This is a genomic window from Bradyrhizobium paxllaeri, assembly GCF_001693515.2.
In the GTDB taxonomy this organism is placed as follows: domain Bacteria; phylum Pseudomonadota; class Alphaproteobacteria; order Rhizobiales; family Xanthobacteraceae; genus Bradyrhizobium; species Bradyrhizobium paxllaeri.
Window position 1 is genome coordinate 1,902,110 of the sequence record NZ_CP042968.1, and the last position, 13,958, is coordinate 1,916,067.

Here is a 13,958-nt window from a genome sequence, read left to right on the forward strand (position 1 = left end):
GCCTGTTGAAATGGCGTGACTCCCTCTATAGACCGGCGGTGCCGGACACGGATCGCGGCGGCCGATCCGGGCGCTCCGGTCCGGCCTGTTGGGGCGTAGCCAAGCGGTAAGGCAGCGGATTTTGATTCCGCCATTCGGAGGTTCGATCCCTCCCGCCCCAGCCAGTTGATATCGCTCGCCAAATCGCCTTTCCCGATGCTCCATTTGGAAATGCCGCAGTCCGCTGCCCGTCGAAGAAGAGGTCGCGCGATTTCGTTCGCCACCATCTCTCATGGATCTCATCGGAGTCGGGAGAAGCGATAGCGCTAGCCCGCTACCATCGTGCGATTTGTACGACAAACTACGATTTCGTATGTTCGTTGGCAGCCCTTGGACTGGCTCTGGCGAGACGTTTGCTGGCCACGAAGACAGATCGAGCAGGTGCCGTAGAGGCTACCGGAGATCGTCGAGGCGATCGCGACCGAGCGCTGAGCCACATCGATCTTGCGTCTCGTCTTCTTCGTCATTTGCTCACTCCGTCTATAAGACGGAGCGGCCGTCTTCCAACTAAGCACGTGGTCCCAAAGTCGGAGTCCATTTCAGTCACACACAGCGCAAATCCAACGGGTTCATATCGTAGCCGAAGCTGACTGCCGCTGTGGGGCACCCCGTGATTTCTGTCACAGATGGAAAAGCGAGCCTCGTGTATCAAACACGCATGGTGAGGCGCTGGCTTGCTTCAAGCCAGATGTTGTTCACACGCAACCCCCAAGGAGGGAACTCATGAAAGCAGTGCATGAACTGATCGATGCGGAGCTCGACGCGGTGTGTGGCGGGATCTTCGACTTTACCAATCTGTCCAACAACATCGTCGCGCAGGCGAACACTGCCACGCAGGTTGGTGTCGCTCAGGGCGGCAACAGCGTCTTCGGTGCCGGTGGTGCGGCTAGCGTCGCGCAGCTGCTCGCGCAGTCGAACACCAGCTCGATCGGCTAACTTGCGGAAGCCCGCACACCCTCGGCTGCTCCCGGGGTGTGCGGGCACTCATTTCAATCGACAATTTTCACACGTAACCGCCAAGGAGAGAACTCATGAAAGTAGTGCATGAACTGATCGATGCGGAACTCGACGCGGTGTGCGGCGGGATCTTCGACTTTACCAATCTGTCCAACAACATCGTCGCACAGGCGAACAACGCCACGCAGGTTGGTGTGGCTCAGGGCGGCTCCAGCGTCTTCGGTGCCGGCGGTGCTGCTGCCGTCGCGCAGCTGCTCGGGCAGTCGAACACCAGCTCGATCGGCTAACTTACGGAAGCCCGCACACCCCTGGCTGCTCCCGGGGTGTGCGGGTATTCATTTCAATCGACAATTTTTGGACGCGAGCACCCTCGCTCAATGGATTAGTACTTTGCGGAATTGGCCCGGCGACCTGGGTCGCCGCCGCGGCACTCGGCATCGCGCGCGCCATGCTGTCCGAGCTCATCACATTGGCATTCCACGAGGCGCCGCGGGGTCTCCGGCTCGCAGACAATGCGGTCATGCAGGCCGACCTGGCACGCGCGAAAGCGCGGCTCGGCGCTCGCCTACCTCATCGACACGCTCACAATGCGGAGGCCGGCGACGTGGCGCCGATCGACGTCACCAATCGGGCCCACGTGCGACTAGCCTGCGCCAACGCGATCCCGGGCGCGGTCGAGCTGGGAAACTTCGCAAGGGAGCGGGCGTCGACGCGATCTTCCCGGGCAGTCCGTTCGAGCAGCGCTTCCGCGACATGCACACGCTTTATCAGCGATCCAGGCACGCTCCCACCATTTTGCTGTGAGAGCAAAGTCACACACACAGCGTAAACCCAACGGTGCGTGGCCAAAGCTGACTGCCACTGAGGGGCGCCTGTGATTTCTGTCACAGATAGAAAAGCTAGCCTCCGATATCAAACACGAGTGAGGCGCTGGATTGCTTTGAGCCAGATGTTGTTCACATGCAAACCCCTGAGGATCAAAGTCATGAGTGAAATGCGTGAACTGATCGATGCGGAACTCGACGCCGTGTGTGGAGGGTATCGCCGGGGCGCTGACGGGTATCACGGAGATCACGGACATCTTCACGGACATCGCGGGCACCTGGAGAATCAGGGGAATCAGGGACTCTTTGACTTCGGCAATATCGGCAGTTTCAGTTTCGGCAATTTCAGTTTCGGCAATATCATCAATTTCGGCAATATCGTCATACAGCCGACCATTGCGTTGCAGATTGGTGTGGCTGTCGGCGATAACGCCAGCGTCACACAGCTGCTCAGTCAGCTGAACTTCAGCTCTATCGCCTCGCACTAGACGTTCGATTCCAAGAAACCCGCACTGGAACTGATTGAGTGTTGGCGGATTCCTCGGTTGCGGCTGGCGCGACGAGGAACAGTATCATGGCAGGATGGCGGCAAGCGATCGAATTGGCGATGACCGACGATGAGGTTGAGACGTTGGCGGCTCTTTCGCGGTCAAGAACCGAGCCAGCGAGCCGGGTCTCGCGGGCACAGATGCTGCTGGCCTACCGGGATAATCCGTCGTTCTGTGCCGTGGGGCGCAGACTTGGGGTCCATCACCAGACCGTCGAGCGCTGTGTCGAGCGGGCGCTGGCCCATGGCCCGCTGGGGGCCCTCGACGATCGGCCGCGGCCTGGCAGGGAGCCCACGATCACGCCGGAGGCCAAAGCTTGGCTGGCGTCGCTGGCGTGCGACAAGGCCAAAGACCACGGCCATCCGCATGAATTGTGGACGACGCGATTGCTGGCACGCCATGCGCGCGTGCATGGACCAGCGGCAGGGCACAGGTGTCTGGCCAATTTGGTCCAGGGCACGGTGTGCAAGATCCTCGGCAAAGAGGAAATCAAGCCGCACAAGGTGCACTACTATCTGGAGAACCGCGACAGCGAATTCGAACAGAAGATGGCCGAGGTCCTGTGTGTCTATCGTGAAGTCGAGGTTCTGAAAAAAACCTCTACCGGATCGAAGAGGCGAGGCAAGCCGGTGGCAATCGTCTCCTGCGACGAAAAGCCAGGAATCCAGGCTATCGCAACGACGGCGCCGGATTTGCCGCCCGTGCCTGGGGCTCACGCCACCTTTGCGCGGGATCACGAGTACAAACGTCATGGCACGCTCAGTCTGTTGGCCGGGATCGATCTGCTGACCGGCAAGGTCCATGCTCTCGTGAGAGACCGCCATCGCAGCCGGGAGTTCGTTGAATTCCTCAAGTTACTCGATGCCGCTTATCCGAGAGGCACTGCAATCAAGCTGATCCTCGACAATCATTCCGCGCACATATCGAGAGAAACCACAGCGTGGCTTAACGCCCGCCCCGTCGGACGCTTTGAACTCACCTTCACTCCCAAGCACGGCTCCTGGCTCAACCTGATCGAGGGCTTCTTCTCCAAGTTTGCCCGCTCGACGTTGCGCCACATCCGGGTGACCTCAAAACACGAGCTGAAGGAGCGCATCATGGCCGGCATCGACGACGTCAACCGCCATCCGGTCATCCATACTTGGTCCTACAAACTTGCCGAGGCCGCCTGATTATGATTCGAACCAAGGAAACGCTCGACTAGATTGCGGATGCCCGCACGCTCCTTGGCTGCTCTCGATGGTGTTCAGATAAAAATTCAATCGAGAATTTTCATGGACACGACCCGAGCACGCTCGCTCAAGGCATTTCGGGAAGGGCTCGACACGGTGTCGATGCCCAACGAGCGTACCTGCCCAGAGATGCCTCCCACTACGCGCAAGTTCGTATCCATTCCGATCTCCTGACCGCCCAAGTCAGCGGCGGACGGAAATTTGTACGATTTGATGACCACTTGCTACAGTCGCTCCGTTCGCCGGCGGCGGGCTGGAGTATGGAAGCGATATCGTGGACGCGGTCGCCGCTGCCAATGATACCCCGTCCAGATGATCGACACCTCGATTGTCCGCGCGGATCAGCAAGGAGTGGTGCATCACCCGGAACAGAGTTCAGTCGATGGGACTGTCTGGCCATGCCGCAACCGGCTCCGAGGCAGCTGGCGCAGAACGAGCCTGTTCGCGCCGAAGATGCCTGTGCCCGCGATACGGCGTCTCGTATGCTTGCGGTGCCACATATGCCGCAAATCGGATTCCGATCGCGCCAAAGGCGAAGCGCTCCGCACGGTTGCTGCTGAACAGTGGAGGTGACGAAGATGAAGCGCCTCCCACGATGCCGCACTAGGCCCGTGAACCCATAAACGCGCCGCGCTGACGCGTTGTCAGTGTCCGCTGTGCCCCGATAGCCCACGCATCGTCGCACAGCAGCGAACCGACGTGAGGCCGGTTCCTCTCTGATGGCCTGCCATCCTGGAGTTTGGCGAACAACGCTGCAAAGTCCCTAGTCCGAGCCAATTCCAACATAGCTCGCGCAACAATCTTGCGCCCTGATGAGATCAGCAGCACACTCGGTGCCCTGCAGTCGCGGGATGTCGCGACCATCATGCGTTTCATTCTCTGATCGTACCATCATAGAAAAGGGAGAATTGACACCATGCCAGACAATTCCGAAGAAGGTCTTGATCGCCGCAACTTCTTGATTGCATCTATCGCCACCGCTGGAGCCTCGGCCGCCTTCGCTGTCAACGCTAACGCTGCTGGCGAAGCGCCGGCTGCGTCGGGGGGGACCGTCTATACCGGCGATGTGATCCAGGGGAAGAAGGTCATCAGCGCGCTGGACGTCAACGACCTTGAGCCCGGGCAGAAGCATCTCTTCTGGCTGCCGGTCATGATGCGGCGATACGGATGATCGATACCTCCGTCGTGCGCGTGCACCAGCACGGAGCCTGCATCGCGGACAACGATCGCCAAGATATGGGTCGCTCGCGAGGGGGCCTGACGAGCAAGATTCACGCAGTAGTGGATACCAATGGCCTGCCGGTGCATCTCGCCCTCACGCCGGGTGAGGCGCACGACAATCGGCTGTGGTCGGTTCTTCTCGGCGCATTGCATCCAAAATCGATGTTACTCGCGGATCGTGGCTACGACGCAGACTGGATCAGGGAATTGGCCCGCCAGCAAGGTGCGTGGGCCAACATCCCGCCGAAACGCAATCGCAAAGCCCCCGTCTGCTTCAGCCCATATTTGTACCGCGCGCGCAACTTGGTCGAGCGGTTCTTCAACAAGATCAAGCAATGTCGGCGTATCGCAACCCGGTATGACAAGCTGGCAGCCAACTACCTGGCGTTTATCAAGCTCGCATCCATCCGCATTTGGCTACGGGCTAATGAGTCCGCGCCCTTAGTTGTCCCGATCACGACATAGCCACGTGTTTGACGGCTTCATCCAACGCCGTTCACCGTGAGTCGCCTGGCGTACGAAATGGTCAGGTCATCGCGCTTGGTCAGCTTCCCAAAATCCTTGGGAAGCCTTGAATACTGTTCGCCGATTTTAGCCACTACGATTGAGTACAAGCCCTGGTCAGCTATACCCGCAACACCGGCCCTGCGCGGCCTACAGCATGATCCGGAAAAGTGTGCAGCGGTTTTCCCTCGCGACAAACGCGGAACGCGTTTGCGCGGAGATCATGCTCAAACAAAAAGATAAAGCAGGATGACGATTCGAAGAAACGTCATCACGCGTTAGTCCAATATCGATCGCGGGTTTGCCCAGACAGCCGGATCAGGGGGTGACGCTCTCGCGCAGTCGGCGGAGCTGGGACCGGAGCTGTTCGCAGCCCAATTCCTTCTCGAACTTGGTAATCGCCTCGAATGTAGGCTGCTCAGCGCGCAGGCGTGCCAGACGCGCCGTATCGCGGGCACAGGCATCTTCGCCGCGAACAGGCTCGTTCTGCGCGTGCTGCTGCATCGGAGCCGGTTGCGGTGCGGCATTTACGCCAGTTGTATCGCTGACGAAACTCTCGAAGAGGCGCTGCACTTGCGGGCGCAGCCGGCTGCAGGCGACCTCGCGCTGGAGCTTGACGATCTCGTCGGGCACAGGGTTGGAGCGCAGACGCGCCAGCCGCGTTTCGTCGCGGACACAGGGGTCTGCGGGCTCGATCGCCGCCTGGGCCCCAAGCGGTGGTCTGGGGGGCTCCCCCTTCGCGGCCGGCGGCGTGATTGCTGGCGCCGTTGGATTGACCCCGGCAACACTTGGCTTTGGCAGGGCCGGAACCGAAGCCGGCGGGGGGCTTGGCGCAACCGCCGCAGGCTGCAGCACCGGCGCGACATTTGGCGGATCCGGCACCGGCACCAAGGCGATGGTTGTGCCGCCGAGAGAGCCATAGATGAACGGTTCCTGCCGTCCACCGGTCATGGCGATAACTGCATCGCGGACGCGGCCAAGGGCGATCCGGATATCGACGCCGGGCGAGGCAAGGTGCCGCAGCAGCGCGGTTGCGTAGGGACTGTTGAAGCCGTCGCCGTCATAGGAAATCGAGCCGGCCTTTGCTGCGTAGGCCACCAGCGTATCGGCGCTGACTTCATCAAGCTTCGCCAGCCCGCCTCTGGAAGTCGCGCGGCCTGCGGAGCGCAGTTTGGTCGCGAACGGGTTGTCGCGACAGGCGTCGAGCAGGATCAAACGCAGGCGGCGTACCGGCTGAAGCGCCCAGATGATGCGGTCGAGTGCGATAGCTTCATCGTCGACGTCGTAGTCGCGGCTCAGCTTGGCGTCGACCGGTATCAGATAATTGGTGCCGCTGATCTCGATGCCATGGCCGGCGTAATAGACCACCGCAATATCGGCGTTCTCTGCCGTGATGAGGAATTCGCGCACGGTGCGCTTGAAGTCGACGACGCCGAGATCAGTGCGTGAAAAGACGGCGTCGAAGCCGATCGACTTGAAAAGCGCTTCCATCGAATAGGAGTCATTAGTGGTATTGGGCAGCGTGGATGCGTTCTTGTAGGCGGAGTTTCCGATCACCAGCGCGACACGACGCTCCGCTGCGGCCGCATTGGAGAACATCGCGCCGATGGCGAGACAGAGGCCGAAAATCATGAGTTGGCGCAGTTTCATGGCTGCATCAATATCAGTAACTCCGCCATGAGTGATGGCGGCGCTTGTAGCGCTTCCGCGGCGGCTTGCCGCTCTCCGTCACGTTGACGGTAATGACTTCCGAGTAGACTGCCGGATCGTGCGGCACGTGAGCGGCGTCGGCGAACAGCAGGCGCAGCTTGTGCTGGCCGACCGGCAGGGTGATCTTCGCCTCGGTCTGGCCGGCGCCGAAATGCAGATGGTTGAAGTCGTTCGGGGTCGGTTTGTCGAGCGGCGGCATCTCGGTATCGATGAGCAAATGATGGTGGCCGGTGTTGGGCTTCTCTAAGCCCGCCGGTGCCACGCCCATGTTCAGCAGGCCGAAGCGGATAACCGGGTTACGAGAAATATAGGCGCCGTTCCTGGGATAGATGAAATAGACCTTGGCATCCTTCGGCGAGGGTTGACGTCCGCCTGAAGCAGGTGGTGCCGTCTGCGTCGCTGCGGGGGCGGTCTGCTCGGCTACCTTAACCTTGATCCGTTCGGATATCACCGGAGGCGAATGCGGAACGTGATTCTTGTCGGCGAACACGAGCTGCAGCGTGTGCTCGCCGGGCGTCAGCGAAATCTCGGCCTCGGTCTGTCCCGCGCCGAAATGCAGGTGCTGGAAGTCGTTGGGGGTTTCGACATTCAGCGCCGGCGTCGGCGCGTCAATGATCAAGTGATGGTGACCGCTATTGGCCCGGTCCGAACCTGCCGGCGCTACGCCCATGCCACGCAGGCCGAAATGCAGAGTGGTCTTGGGTGGCAGCGTGTCGCCGTCCTTCAATCCGATGAAATAGACGGCTGCCCCCGCCGGCGACGGCGTCGGTCCGCCAGCCTGGGCCTGTGCGGCGTGGCAATGCATCAAGCCGGCGACAAATGGAACCAGGACTGATGGCAGGAAGCGATGCGTCATCGCGCTCTTCCCAATGTCTGGACCGCAGCAGTCGCGGTAATCTGAAAAAAAATTGCAAAACCTAGTATTATCCCGTCAAGCAAAGCGAACGGGTCGGGCAAACGATATTCCTTTGCCGGCCAATGTAAATCCGAAATTGCTCGGCCGGAACCGTCGCCTTGCCGGTTGAGGCTGAATGAAGCATGTTATGCCCATTTGAATGTGACATGTCATACTGTCGATCGTTCAGGCCTACTGGAGATCACAACATGAAATTGGCCGTCTTGTCTGTGATCCTCCTCACATCGCTAGTGGAATTGGCGAGCACTGTGGCGATCGCCCAGCGAGGGCTGAGCAGCGGCCAGTCTGCCGACGGGCCGTCCGCGCCATCCAACACCAGGGTAGCTCAAAATGGTGCCCCTCTGGATCCAGGAGAACTATTTCGCGATTGCGACAATTGTCCTGAGCTTGTGGTGGTGCCGCCGGGGGATTTCGTGATGGGATCCAATGAGACGCCCTATGAGAAGCCCGAGCATTCGATCAGCATTCGCAAGCCCTTCGCCATCGGCCGCCGCGAGGTGACGTTTGCGGAGTGGGATCAGTGCGCAGATGCTGGCGCTTGCAAGGCGCGTCCCGACGATCACGGCTGGGGACGCGGCGACCGCCCAGTGATCAATGTCAGCTGGGAGGACGCCAAGCTCTTCGTCGCCTGGCTGTCGCAGAAGACCGGACAAAAATACCGTCTTCCCAGCGAGGCGGAGTGGGAATATGCCGCGCGCGCGGGGACCAGGACGCCGTTTTGGTGGGGACGAGAGGTAGGCGCGGGTAAGGCACAGTGCGACACCTGCGGCAGTCCGACCAAGCAGCGGGTAGTGCCCGCTGGCTCGTTCCGGCCAAACGGCTTCGGGCTCTACGACACATCAGGCAATGCGGCGGAATGGGTCGAGGATTGTTGGAACGACTCCTATCGCAATGCACCGAAGGACGGTTCGCCCTGGATGTCGGGCGATTGCCGCCTGCGGGTGCTGCGCGGGGGGAACTTCCTGAGCAAGGCCAGCGACGTCAGATCTCCGGCGAGGTTTCGCTACGACGTTGACGTGCGCTACTATGCCAACGGCTTTCGCGTCGCGCGCGAGTTGCAGTGAGCGTGAAGGGTGCGGGAAGGATGCGCACGATCGTTGCGGTGATACTGACGTTTGCCGCTGCGCCGGCCGCTTTGGCGCAGTCCTACTCGTTCAGCGGGAAAATCGGCTATCTCCACGAATGGGAGATGACGGGAAATCTCGCGAAAACGGTAACGCGCCTAGGTGCGGACTATTCAGGGGCGATGACGCTGCGACACGTCGGCCTGTGCAGCGTCAATGGTCTCGAGCAAAAGCAGGCGCATATGCAGCTGAAGGTTTCGTCCGCACGCCTGGAAGGCACGTTGGTCATGGACGACGATCGATGCCGCATCGTTGCATCTGGCTCATCTGGATCGGGGCTGCTGACCTGCCGCCACGGACAGGGCGTTCCGATCAATCTCCTGATCGGCCCGGCGGTCGAGACCAAGGCGACTGATCGCGTCGGCAGCAATCCTTGAACAAATGGTCGGACACTTTTGTCCGTGAGCGAGACAGTTGTCGAATCGCGGCGTCGCCATGAGCAGCCACAATGCTTGTATCCTCGACCATTGCGCATCGCAGTCTTTTGGGCCTTGAGGGCGCCACGAGCTTGCAATTTCATTTTTGCGAACGCTGACGAGCCTCAACTACCCTGTGAGCATGATCACAGACGATCTCTTCTGCGGCCTTGTATGGCTCCGATATACAGGGTCGACCCTGCTAACCAGGATGCTCAGAGGAGGCGTAAATGGCTCAGGTCTACTTCCATTTCTCCAACGCCCGAGGAGTGTTGATGGATCGTTGCGGTACATCCGTATCCGACCTGATCGAGGCGTGCGAGAAGGCCACCAGCAAGGTGCGATCGGTCATCGCAGCAACCAACCTTGAAGATTGGCGTGATTGGGCCTTGCATGCCATCGATGAGGCCGGCGATGAAATTTTCATCTTGCCCTTCGCATTCGTGCTCGGCAAGCCACACTGAAGACGTCATGCTGTCGAAGCTGCCGTCATTCATGCGTTTTCACCAGTGCTTGAATGCGATCGCGACGACATTCCTCCGACGTGCCTTCGTTGGAGCGATACGCGCGCAGCGGCATTTTCGTCGCAGCCCGCACACCATCTTGAGAGCAGCCCGCGGCTCCTGGCGCGACGCAAGGTCGTGCATCGAATTCGCTCGCAGGGCGCGCCGTTCGCGCGACCGTACAGCATGAAGCCGGGGCTACTGTAGCAATCTTGCCGCGCTCATAAGCATCTCGCGTGACGGCTGTAAGCGGTCCCCAGGCTGCAGCGTCGGGAAACTTGAATCACTGTTCGTCGATTTATCCCATCATGCAGACCCTAGGAGCATGGCCGTGGCGACGACGACCCTGAGGATGCCAGCTGGCTCACAGCGTAAATCCAACAGGTTATGACGTAGCCAAAGCTGACTGCCACTGTGGGGGCGCCCGTGATTCCTGTCACAGATGGAAAAGCCAGCCTCGTGTATCAAGCACGCATGGTGAGGCGCTGGCTTGCTTCAAGCCAGATGTTGTTCACATGCAACCCCAAAAGGAGGGAATTCATGAGTGAAATGCATGAACTGGTCGATGCGGAACTCGACGCGGTGTGCGGAGGGCTCTTCGACTTGAACAATCTGACAGGCAATATCGTCGTACAGCCGCAGATTGCTACGCAGGTTGGTGTTGCCGTCGGCGGCTTCAGTGTCTTCGGTAACGGTGGTGCCGCTAACCTCACGCAGCTGCTCGCTCAGGCGAATGTCAGCTCGATCGGCTAGGTCACCGATGCCCGCACACCCCTTGGCTGCCCCCGCGGTGTGCGGGTACTCTTTTCAATCGAGAATTCTCATGAACACGGATCCCGTTGCGGGATTGGTAGGAATTGAAGGTGGCATGGTCTCCGAGGTGATCAACCTCGGATCATTCGGCGTTGGAGCGCTCATTCGCATGATCGGTTCCTCGGCCAGCGAGCGGGCATTCCACGTGTCCCAGCTGCTCTTCACCTTGCGCCACACCCGGCCCACCGTGTCCTTGCCGATGGCGCCAGCAAACAGAGCGCTGAGGGCGCGGCGCACCCGCCGCGTGTTGGCGCCGGCCAGGTAGCAGGACGACGGTATGGAAGAGCAGGCACTGCGGGTCTACCATCGCCGCACGCTGGCCGCCGACGCGCTGATCGCCAGCTGCTTTCCGGAGGTGTCAATTCGGGCAAGCGGGACCGCAATCTTAATCGGCCCGAAGCTGCTGGTCAGCAACCGCAGCCGGCTGCCGTGCCGATGACCCGCAATGCCGAGCGTTCCCTCACATCCGGCGCGGACGCGCAAGAGCCGCAGCGAGCACGCAGCGGATCAATTCTTCAATAAATTCCTGCGCGTCCGGGGAAGCTGCCCTGCCGCCTGGCGCTCGGCCGGATGCTGGTTCATCCACTCGGCGAGCTGCGGCGCGCCCATCAGGCAGGACTGCATCGAGACGTCGGCGAAGTCCGAGGTGGTGACGACCTGCTCGCGGCAATTTGTCGGAGAAGCGCGGCAATTTGTCGGAGAAGAGAGACTGCAGAGCACGGCGATGATCTTGATCACGACAGGAGACCCCCGTCGCTGCGATGGGCATTGGCGCCGCCGACCGTATGCCTTATCGGTGCCTTGTCATGCTGCTCCCTGACCGGGTCAACCGGCGGGAAGATGCTGTCATATATCGCGCGTGCTTCTTGAATTAAGCGGGCTCGGTCGCACTCAGATTTTGGGGAAAATCGAACAATATCGCCCATATGCGCTCCTCTGAGGCTGACCATCAGGTCATGTACACCACTCGGGTTCAGCGCTAGCAGCAGCCGATCGAGCCAATGCTTTTGCTGCATCGACATGCGAAGCTTTCACAGCTCGCCGCTCGTAGTCGTCAGCAAGGGCCTTGAGCTGACCGGCAATCGCCCGGTCTGTCATGGTTTCGGCATGGCGGAGCAAAGTCCGTGCTGTCTCCAAATATGCATTGCCTCGTCGTGAGATCGGAATCGTCATGAAGCCCTCGCTCGGTTGTCTTGCAGCTGGTCCAGGGGATCTGGAGCCAGCCCACCCAATTGCGGTCACTTTCCGCTGCGAACTCTGAAGCAATCGACGCTTAGCTGGACCGTGTAGCCGTCGTGCGTGTCATCGGGAGCACATTTCAATTCACTAAACGAGCCTGCTGATCGCGAACGCAGCAAGGAGAAACACCAAGAAAATTGCAAACTCTGGCATGACGTCGCTCCTATCGTGATCTCCGAAGTACCGTAGATGCCCGAGGCGACCTTGATCGTTCGGGATCTATTTAGAGAAACACTGCGATTGGCAGCGGAATCGCTTTTGATGGACCCGGCCGGGCCATCCCCTGTGGGATGAGCATCTCTCGGCAGGCAGGCACGGGTACGCTCGTTGCGCATCGACACCGTGTCGAGACCCTCTTTCCGTAAGTCCCTGAGCGAGGGTGCTCGTGTCTATGAGAATTCTCGATTGAAATGAGTACCCGCACACCACGGGAGCAGCCTGGGGTGTGCGGGCTTCCGTAAGTTAGCCGATCGAGCTGGTGTTCGACTGCGCGAGCAGCTGCGTGACGGCAGCAGCACCACCGGCACCGAAAACACTGGAGCCGCCCTGAGCCACACCAACCTGCGTGGCAGTGTTCGCCTGCGCGACGATGTTGTTGGACAGATTGGTAAAGTCGAAGATCCCGCCGCACACCGCGTCGAGTTCCGCATCGATCAGTTCATGCACTACTTTCATGAGTTCTCTCCTTGGGGGTGTGTGTGAACAACATCTGGCTCGAAGCAGCCAGTGCCTCACTACGCGTGTTTGATACACGAGGCTGGCTTTTCCATCTGTGACAGAAATCACGGGGGTGCCCCACAGCGGCAGTCAGCTTTGGCTACGCCAGGGTGAACTCTTGGCCAGAATGCTCTTTGTTTGTGGGATGTCGGCTTGGATCACGAACAACAAAATTTGTGCGCCCATGATGTCGCTCTGCAAATGATCGATACGTCCATTGTCCGCGTGCATCAGCACGGTGCCTGCATCAACCGAAATAGAAGACAATCCATGAGACGGTCACGTGGCGGATTGATCAGCGAAATTCATGCCGTCTCTGTCGGAAACCTAATCCGGCCGGTACGTAAGGCCGGATCGCGCAATGCTTCTGCCTTATGAGAGAAGCTTGCAGCATGGTCTGGTCGGTGCTGGTCTCATTGTTCCGGGCGCGGGTGTCGCTGGAAGCTGAGATCCTGAGATCGGCTCAATCCGCTGGGAATGCTTCGATCATGTCGTAGTACTTGGCGAAAGCCGTCTGCGCCACGTTCTGCCGTCGTATAAGAATGACTACAACGACTCGCGCACTCATTTGCGCCCGTGATTTCTGTCACAGATGGAAAAACCAGCCTCGTGTATCAACAAGCGTAGTGAGGCACTGGCTGCTTCGAGCCAGATGTTGTTCACACACAACCCCCAAGGAGGGAACTCATGAAAGCAGTGCATGAACTGATCGATGCGGAACTCGACGCGGTGTGTGGCGGGATCTTCGACTTTACCAATCTGTCCAACAACATCGTCGCACAGGCGAACAACGCCACGCAGGTCGGTGTGGCTCAGGGCGGCTCCAGCGTCTTCGGTGCCGGCGGTGCTGCTGCCGTCGCGCAGCTGCTCGGGCAGTCGAACACCAGCTCGATCGGCTAACTTACGGAAGCCCGCACACCCCTGGCTGCTCCCGGGGTGTGCGGGTATTCATTTCAATCGACAATTTTTGGACGCGAGCACCCTCGCTCAGGGAATTACGGGACGAGGGGCTCGACACGGTGTCGATGCGCTACGAGCGCACCCGTGCCTACCTGCCGAGAGATGCTCATCACACAGGGGCCGGGTCCATCAAAAGCGATCAGGAAACCCTGTAAATCTTGGAAGGTGAGAGATCTTCCGCCCCAGGTCCGCTCCACACAACCGCTGTGCTCTTCTGGAGGTCGCCCTGTGGCCT

At 59.8% G+C, this 13,958-nt stretch carries 16 protein-coding genes, 1 tRNA gene and 5 pseudogenes; 14 read left to right on the plus strand and 8 right to left on the minus strand.

The window, feature by feature from the left end:
• The first annotated feature begins 89 nt into the window (after positions 1 to 89).
• From LMTR21_RS09025 to LMTR21_RS09060, 8 genes and pseudogenes are all read left to right on the plus strand, one after another.
• Positions 90 to 164, plus strand: a tRNA-Gln gene (locus LMTR21_RS09025).
• Between the two features lie 598 nt (positions 165 to 762).
• On the plus strand, positions 763 to 975 hold the full coding sequence (locus LMTR21_RS09030; RefSeq protein WP_065753753.1) for a hypothetical protein: 213 nt from the start codon (positions 763 to 765) through the stop codon (positions 973 to 975).
• A 95-nt stretch (positions 976 to 1,070) separates the two neighbouring features.
• A complete protein-coding gene (locus tag LMTR21_RS09035; RefSeq protein WP_065753752.1) occupies positions 1,071 to 1,283 on the plus strand; it encodes a hypothetical protein in 213 nt (70 codons plus the stop codon).
• Positions 1,284 to 1,444: 161 nt separating this feature from the next.
• Positions 1,445 to 1,825 carry a hypothetical protein gene (locus tag LMTR21_RS41775; RefSeq protein WP_141688360.1) on the plus strand — a complete coding sequence of 127 codons (381 nt, stop codon included), beginning with the start codon at positions 1,445 to 1,447 and terminating at the stop codon, positions 1,823 to 1,825.
• Positions 1,826 to 1,981: 156 nt separating this feature from the next.
• Complete coding sequence (locus LMTR21_RS09045) at positions 1,982 to 2,308, plus strand: hypothetical protein (RefSeq protein ID WP_141688359.1); 327 nt, start codon at positions 1,982 to 1,984, stop codon at positions 2,306 to 2,308.
• 86 nt (positions 2,309 to 2,394) lie between these two features.
• On the plus strand, positions 2,395 to 3,540 hold the full coding sequence (locus LMTR21_RS09050; protein WP_065750743.1) for an IS630 family transposase: 1,146 nt from the start codon (positions 2,395 to 2,397) through the stop codon (positions 3,538 to 3,540).
• A 976-nt stretch (positions 3,541 to 4,516) separates the two neighbouring features.
• Positions 4,517 to 4,771 (plus strand): hypothetical protein, encoded by a 255-nt coding sequence (locus LMTR21_RS09055; protein ID WP_065751296.1) that lies wholly within the window; start codon positions 4,517 to 4,519, stop codon positions 4,769 to 4,771.
• Positions 4,732 to 5,286 (plus strand): annotated as a pseudogene (locus LMTR21_RS09060) (IS5 family transposase); the annotation flags it as partial. The gene LMTR21_RS09055 and the pseudogene LMTR21_RS09060, both read left to right, overlap by 40 nt.
• Positions 5,287 to 5,643: 357 nt before the next feature.
• On the opposite strand, the gene LMTR21_RS09065 reads toward LMTR21_RS09060, so the two are convergent.
• On the minus strand, positions 5,644 to 6,975 hold the full coding sequence (locus LMTR21_RS09065; RefSeq protein WP_065751295.1) for a caspase family protein: 1,332 nt from the start codon (positions 6,973 to 6,975) through the stop codon (positions 5,644 to 5,646).
• A 13-nt stretch (positions 6,976 to 6,988) separates the two neighbouring features.
• Positions 6,989 to 7,891 carry a DUF4399 domain-containing protein gene (locus LMTR21_RS09070; RefSeq protein ID WP_065751294.1) on the minus strand — a complete coding sequence of 301 codons (903 nt, stop codon included), beginning with the start codon at positions 7,889 to 7,891 and terminating at the stop codon, positions 6,989 to 6,991.
• A 476-nt stretch (positions 7,892 to 8,367) separates the two neighbouring features.
• Between LMTR21_RS09070 and LMTR21_RS09075 the strand changes: the two genes are divergently transcribed.
• The 4 genes from LMTR21_RS09075 to LMTR21_RS09090 all read left to right on the plus strand — a co-directional run bounded on the left by LMTR21_RS09075 (position 8,368) and on the right by LMTR21_RS09090 (position 10,747).
• The gene (locus tag LMTR21_RS09075) at positions 8,368 to 9,015 is read left to right on the plus strand and encodes a formylglycine-generating enzyme family protein (RefSeq protein WP_246175410.1); all 648 of its coding nucleotides are present in this window, start codon (positions 8,368 to 8,370) and stop codon (positions 9,013 to 9,015) included.
• A gap of 20 nt (positions 9,016 to 9,035) precedes the next feature.
• Positions 9,036 to 9,452, plus strand: a complete 417-nt coding sequence (locus tag LMTR21_RS09080; RefSeq protein WP_065751292.1) for a hypothetical protein — start codon at positions 9,036 to 9,038, stop codon at positions 9,450 to 9,452.
• Positions 9,453 to 9,721: 269 nt separating this feature from the next.
• On the plus strand, positions 9,722 to 9,955 hold the full coding sequence (locus LMTR21_RS09085; RefSeq protein WP_065751291.1) for a DUF6894 family protein: 234 nt from the start codon (positions 9,722 to 9,724) through the stop codon (positions 9,953 to 9,955).
• A 579-nt stretch (positions 9,956 to 10,534) separates the two neighbouring features.
• Positions 10,535 to 10,747 (plus strand): hypothetical protein, encoded by a 213-nt coding sequence (locus LMTR21_RS09090; protein ID WP_141688151.1) that lies wholly within the window; start codon positions 10,535 to 10,537, stop codon positions 10,745 to 10,747.
• Positions 10,748 to 10,909: 162 nt separating this feature from the next.
• On the opposite strand, the pseudogene LMTR21_RS41780 reads toward LMTR21_RS09090, so the two are convergent.
• The 6 genes and pseudogenes from LMTR21_RS41780 to LMTR21_RS42165 form a co-directional block, all read right to left on the minus strand.
• Positions 10,910 to 11,077, minus strand: a pseudogene (locus LMTR21_RS41780) (transposase); the annotation flags it as partial.
• 81 nt (positions 11,078 to 11,158) lie between these two features.
• A pseudogene (locus LMTR21_RS41785) lies at positions 11,159 to 11,339 on the minus strand (IS256 family transposase); the annotation flags it as partial.
• The gene (locus LMTR21_RS09100; RefSeq protein ID WP_065751288.1) at positions 11,315 to 11,545 is read right to left on the minus strand and encodes a hypothetical protein; all 231 of its coding nucleotides are present in this window, start codon (positions 11,543 to 11,545) and stop codon (positions 11,315 to 11,317) included. The gene LMTR21_RS09100 and the pseudogene LMTR21_RS41785, both read right to left, overlap by 25 nt.
• Positions 11,542 to 11,829, minus strand: coding sequence for a short coiled-coil protein (locus LMTR21_RS09105; RefSeq protein ID WP_430642531.1), 288 nt, complete (start codon positions 11,827 to 11,829; stop codon positions 11,542 to 11,544). Before LMTR21_RS09105 ends, LMTR21_RS09100 begins: the two co-directional genes overlap by 4 nt.
• Before the next feature lie 679 nt (positions 11,830 to 12,508).
• Positions 12,509 to 12,721 carry a hypothetical protein gene (locus tag LMTR21_RS09115; protein WP_065751287.1) on the minus strand — a complete coding sequence of 71 codons (213 nt, stop codon included), beginning with the start codon at positions 12,719 to 12,721 and terminating at the stop codon, positions 12,509 to 12,511.
• A gap of 15 nt (positions 12,722 to 12,736) precedes the next feature.
• Positions 12,737 to 12,832, minus strand: a pseudogene (locus LMTR21_RS42165) (hypothetical protein); the annotation flags it as partial.
• A gap of 111 nt (positions 12,833 to 12,943) precedes the next feature.
• Between LMTR21_RS42165 and LMTR21_RS09120 the strand changes: the two are divergent.
• Together LMTR21_RS09120 and LMTR21_RS09125 are read left to right on the plus strand one after the other, a co-directional pair.
• Positions 12,944 to 13,090, plus strand: a pseudogene (locus tag LMTR21_RS09120) (IS5/IS1182 family transposase); the annotation flags it as partial.
• A gap of 360 nt (positions 13,091 to 13,450) precedes the next feature.
• Positions 13,451 to 13,663 carry a hypothetical protein gene (locus LMTR21_RS09125; RefSeq protein ID WP_065751286.1) on the plus strand — a complete coding sequence of 71 codons (213 nt, stop codon included), beginning with the start codon at positions 13,451 to 13,453 and terminating at the stop codon, positions 13,661 to 13,663.
• The last annotated feature ends 295 nt before the right edge of the window (positions 13,664 to 13,958 follow it).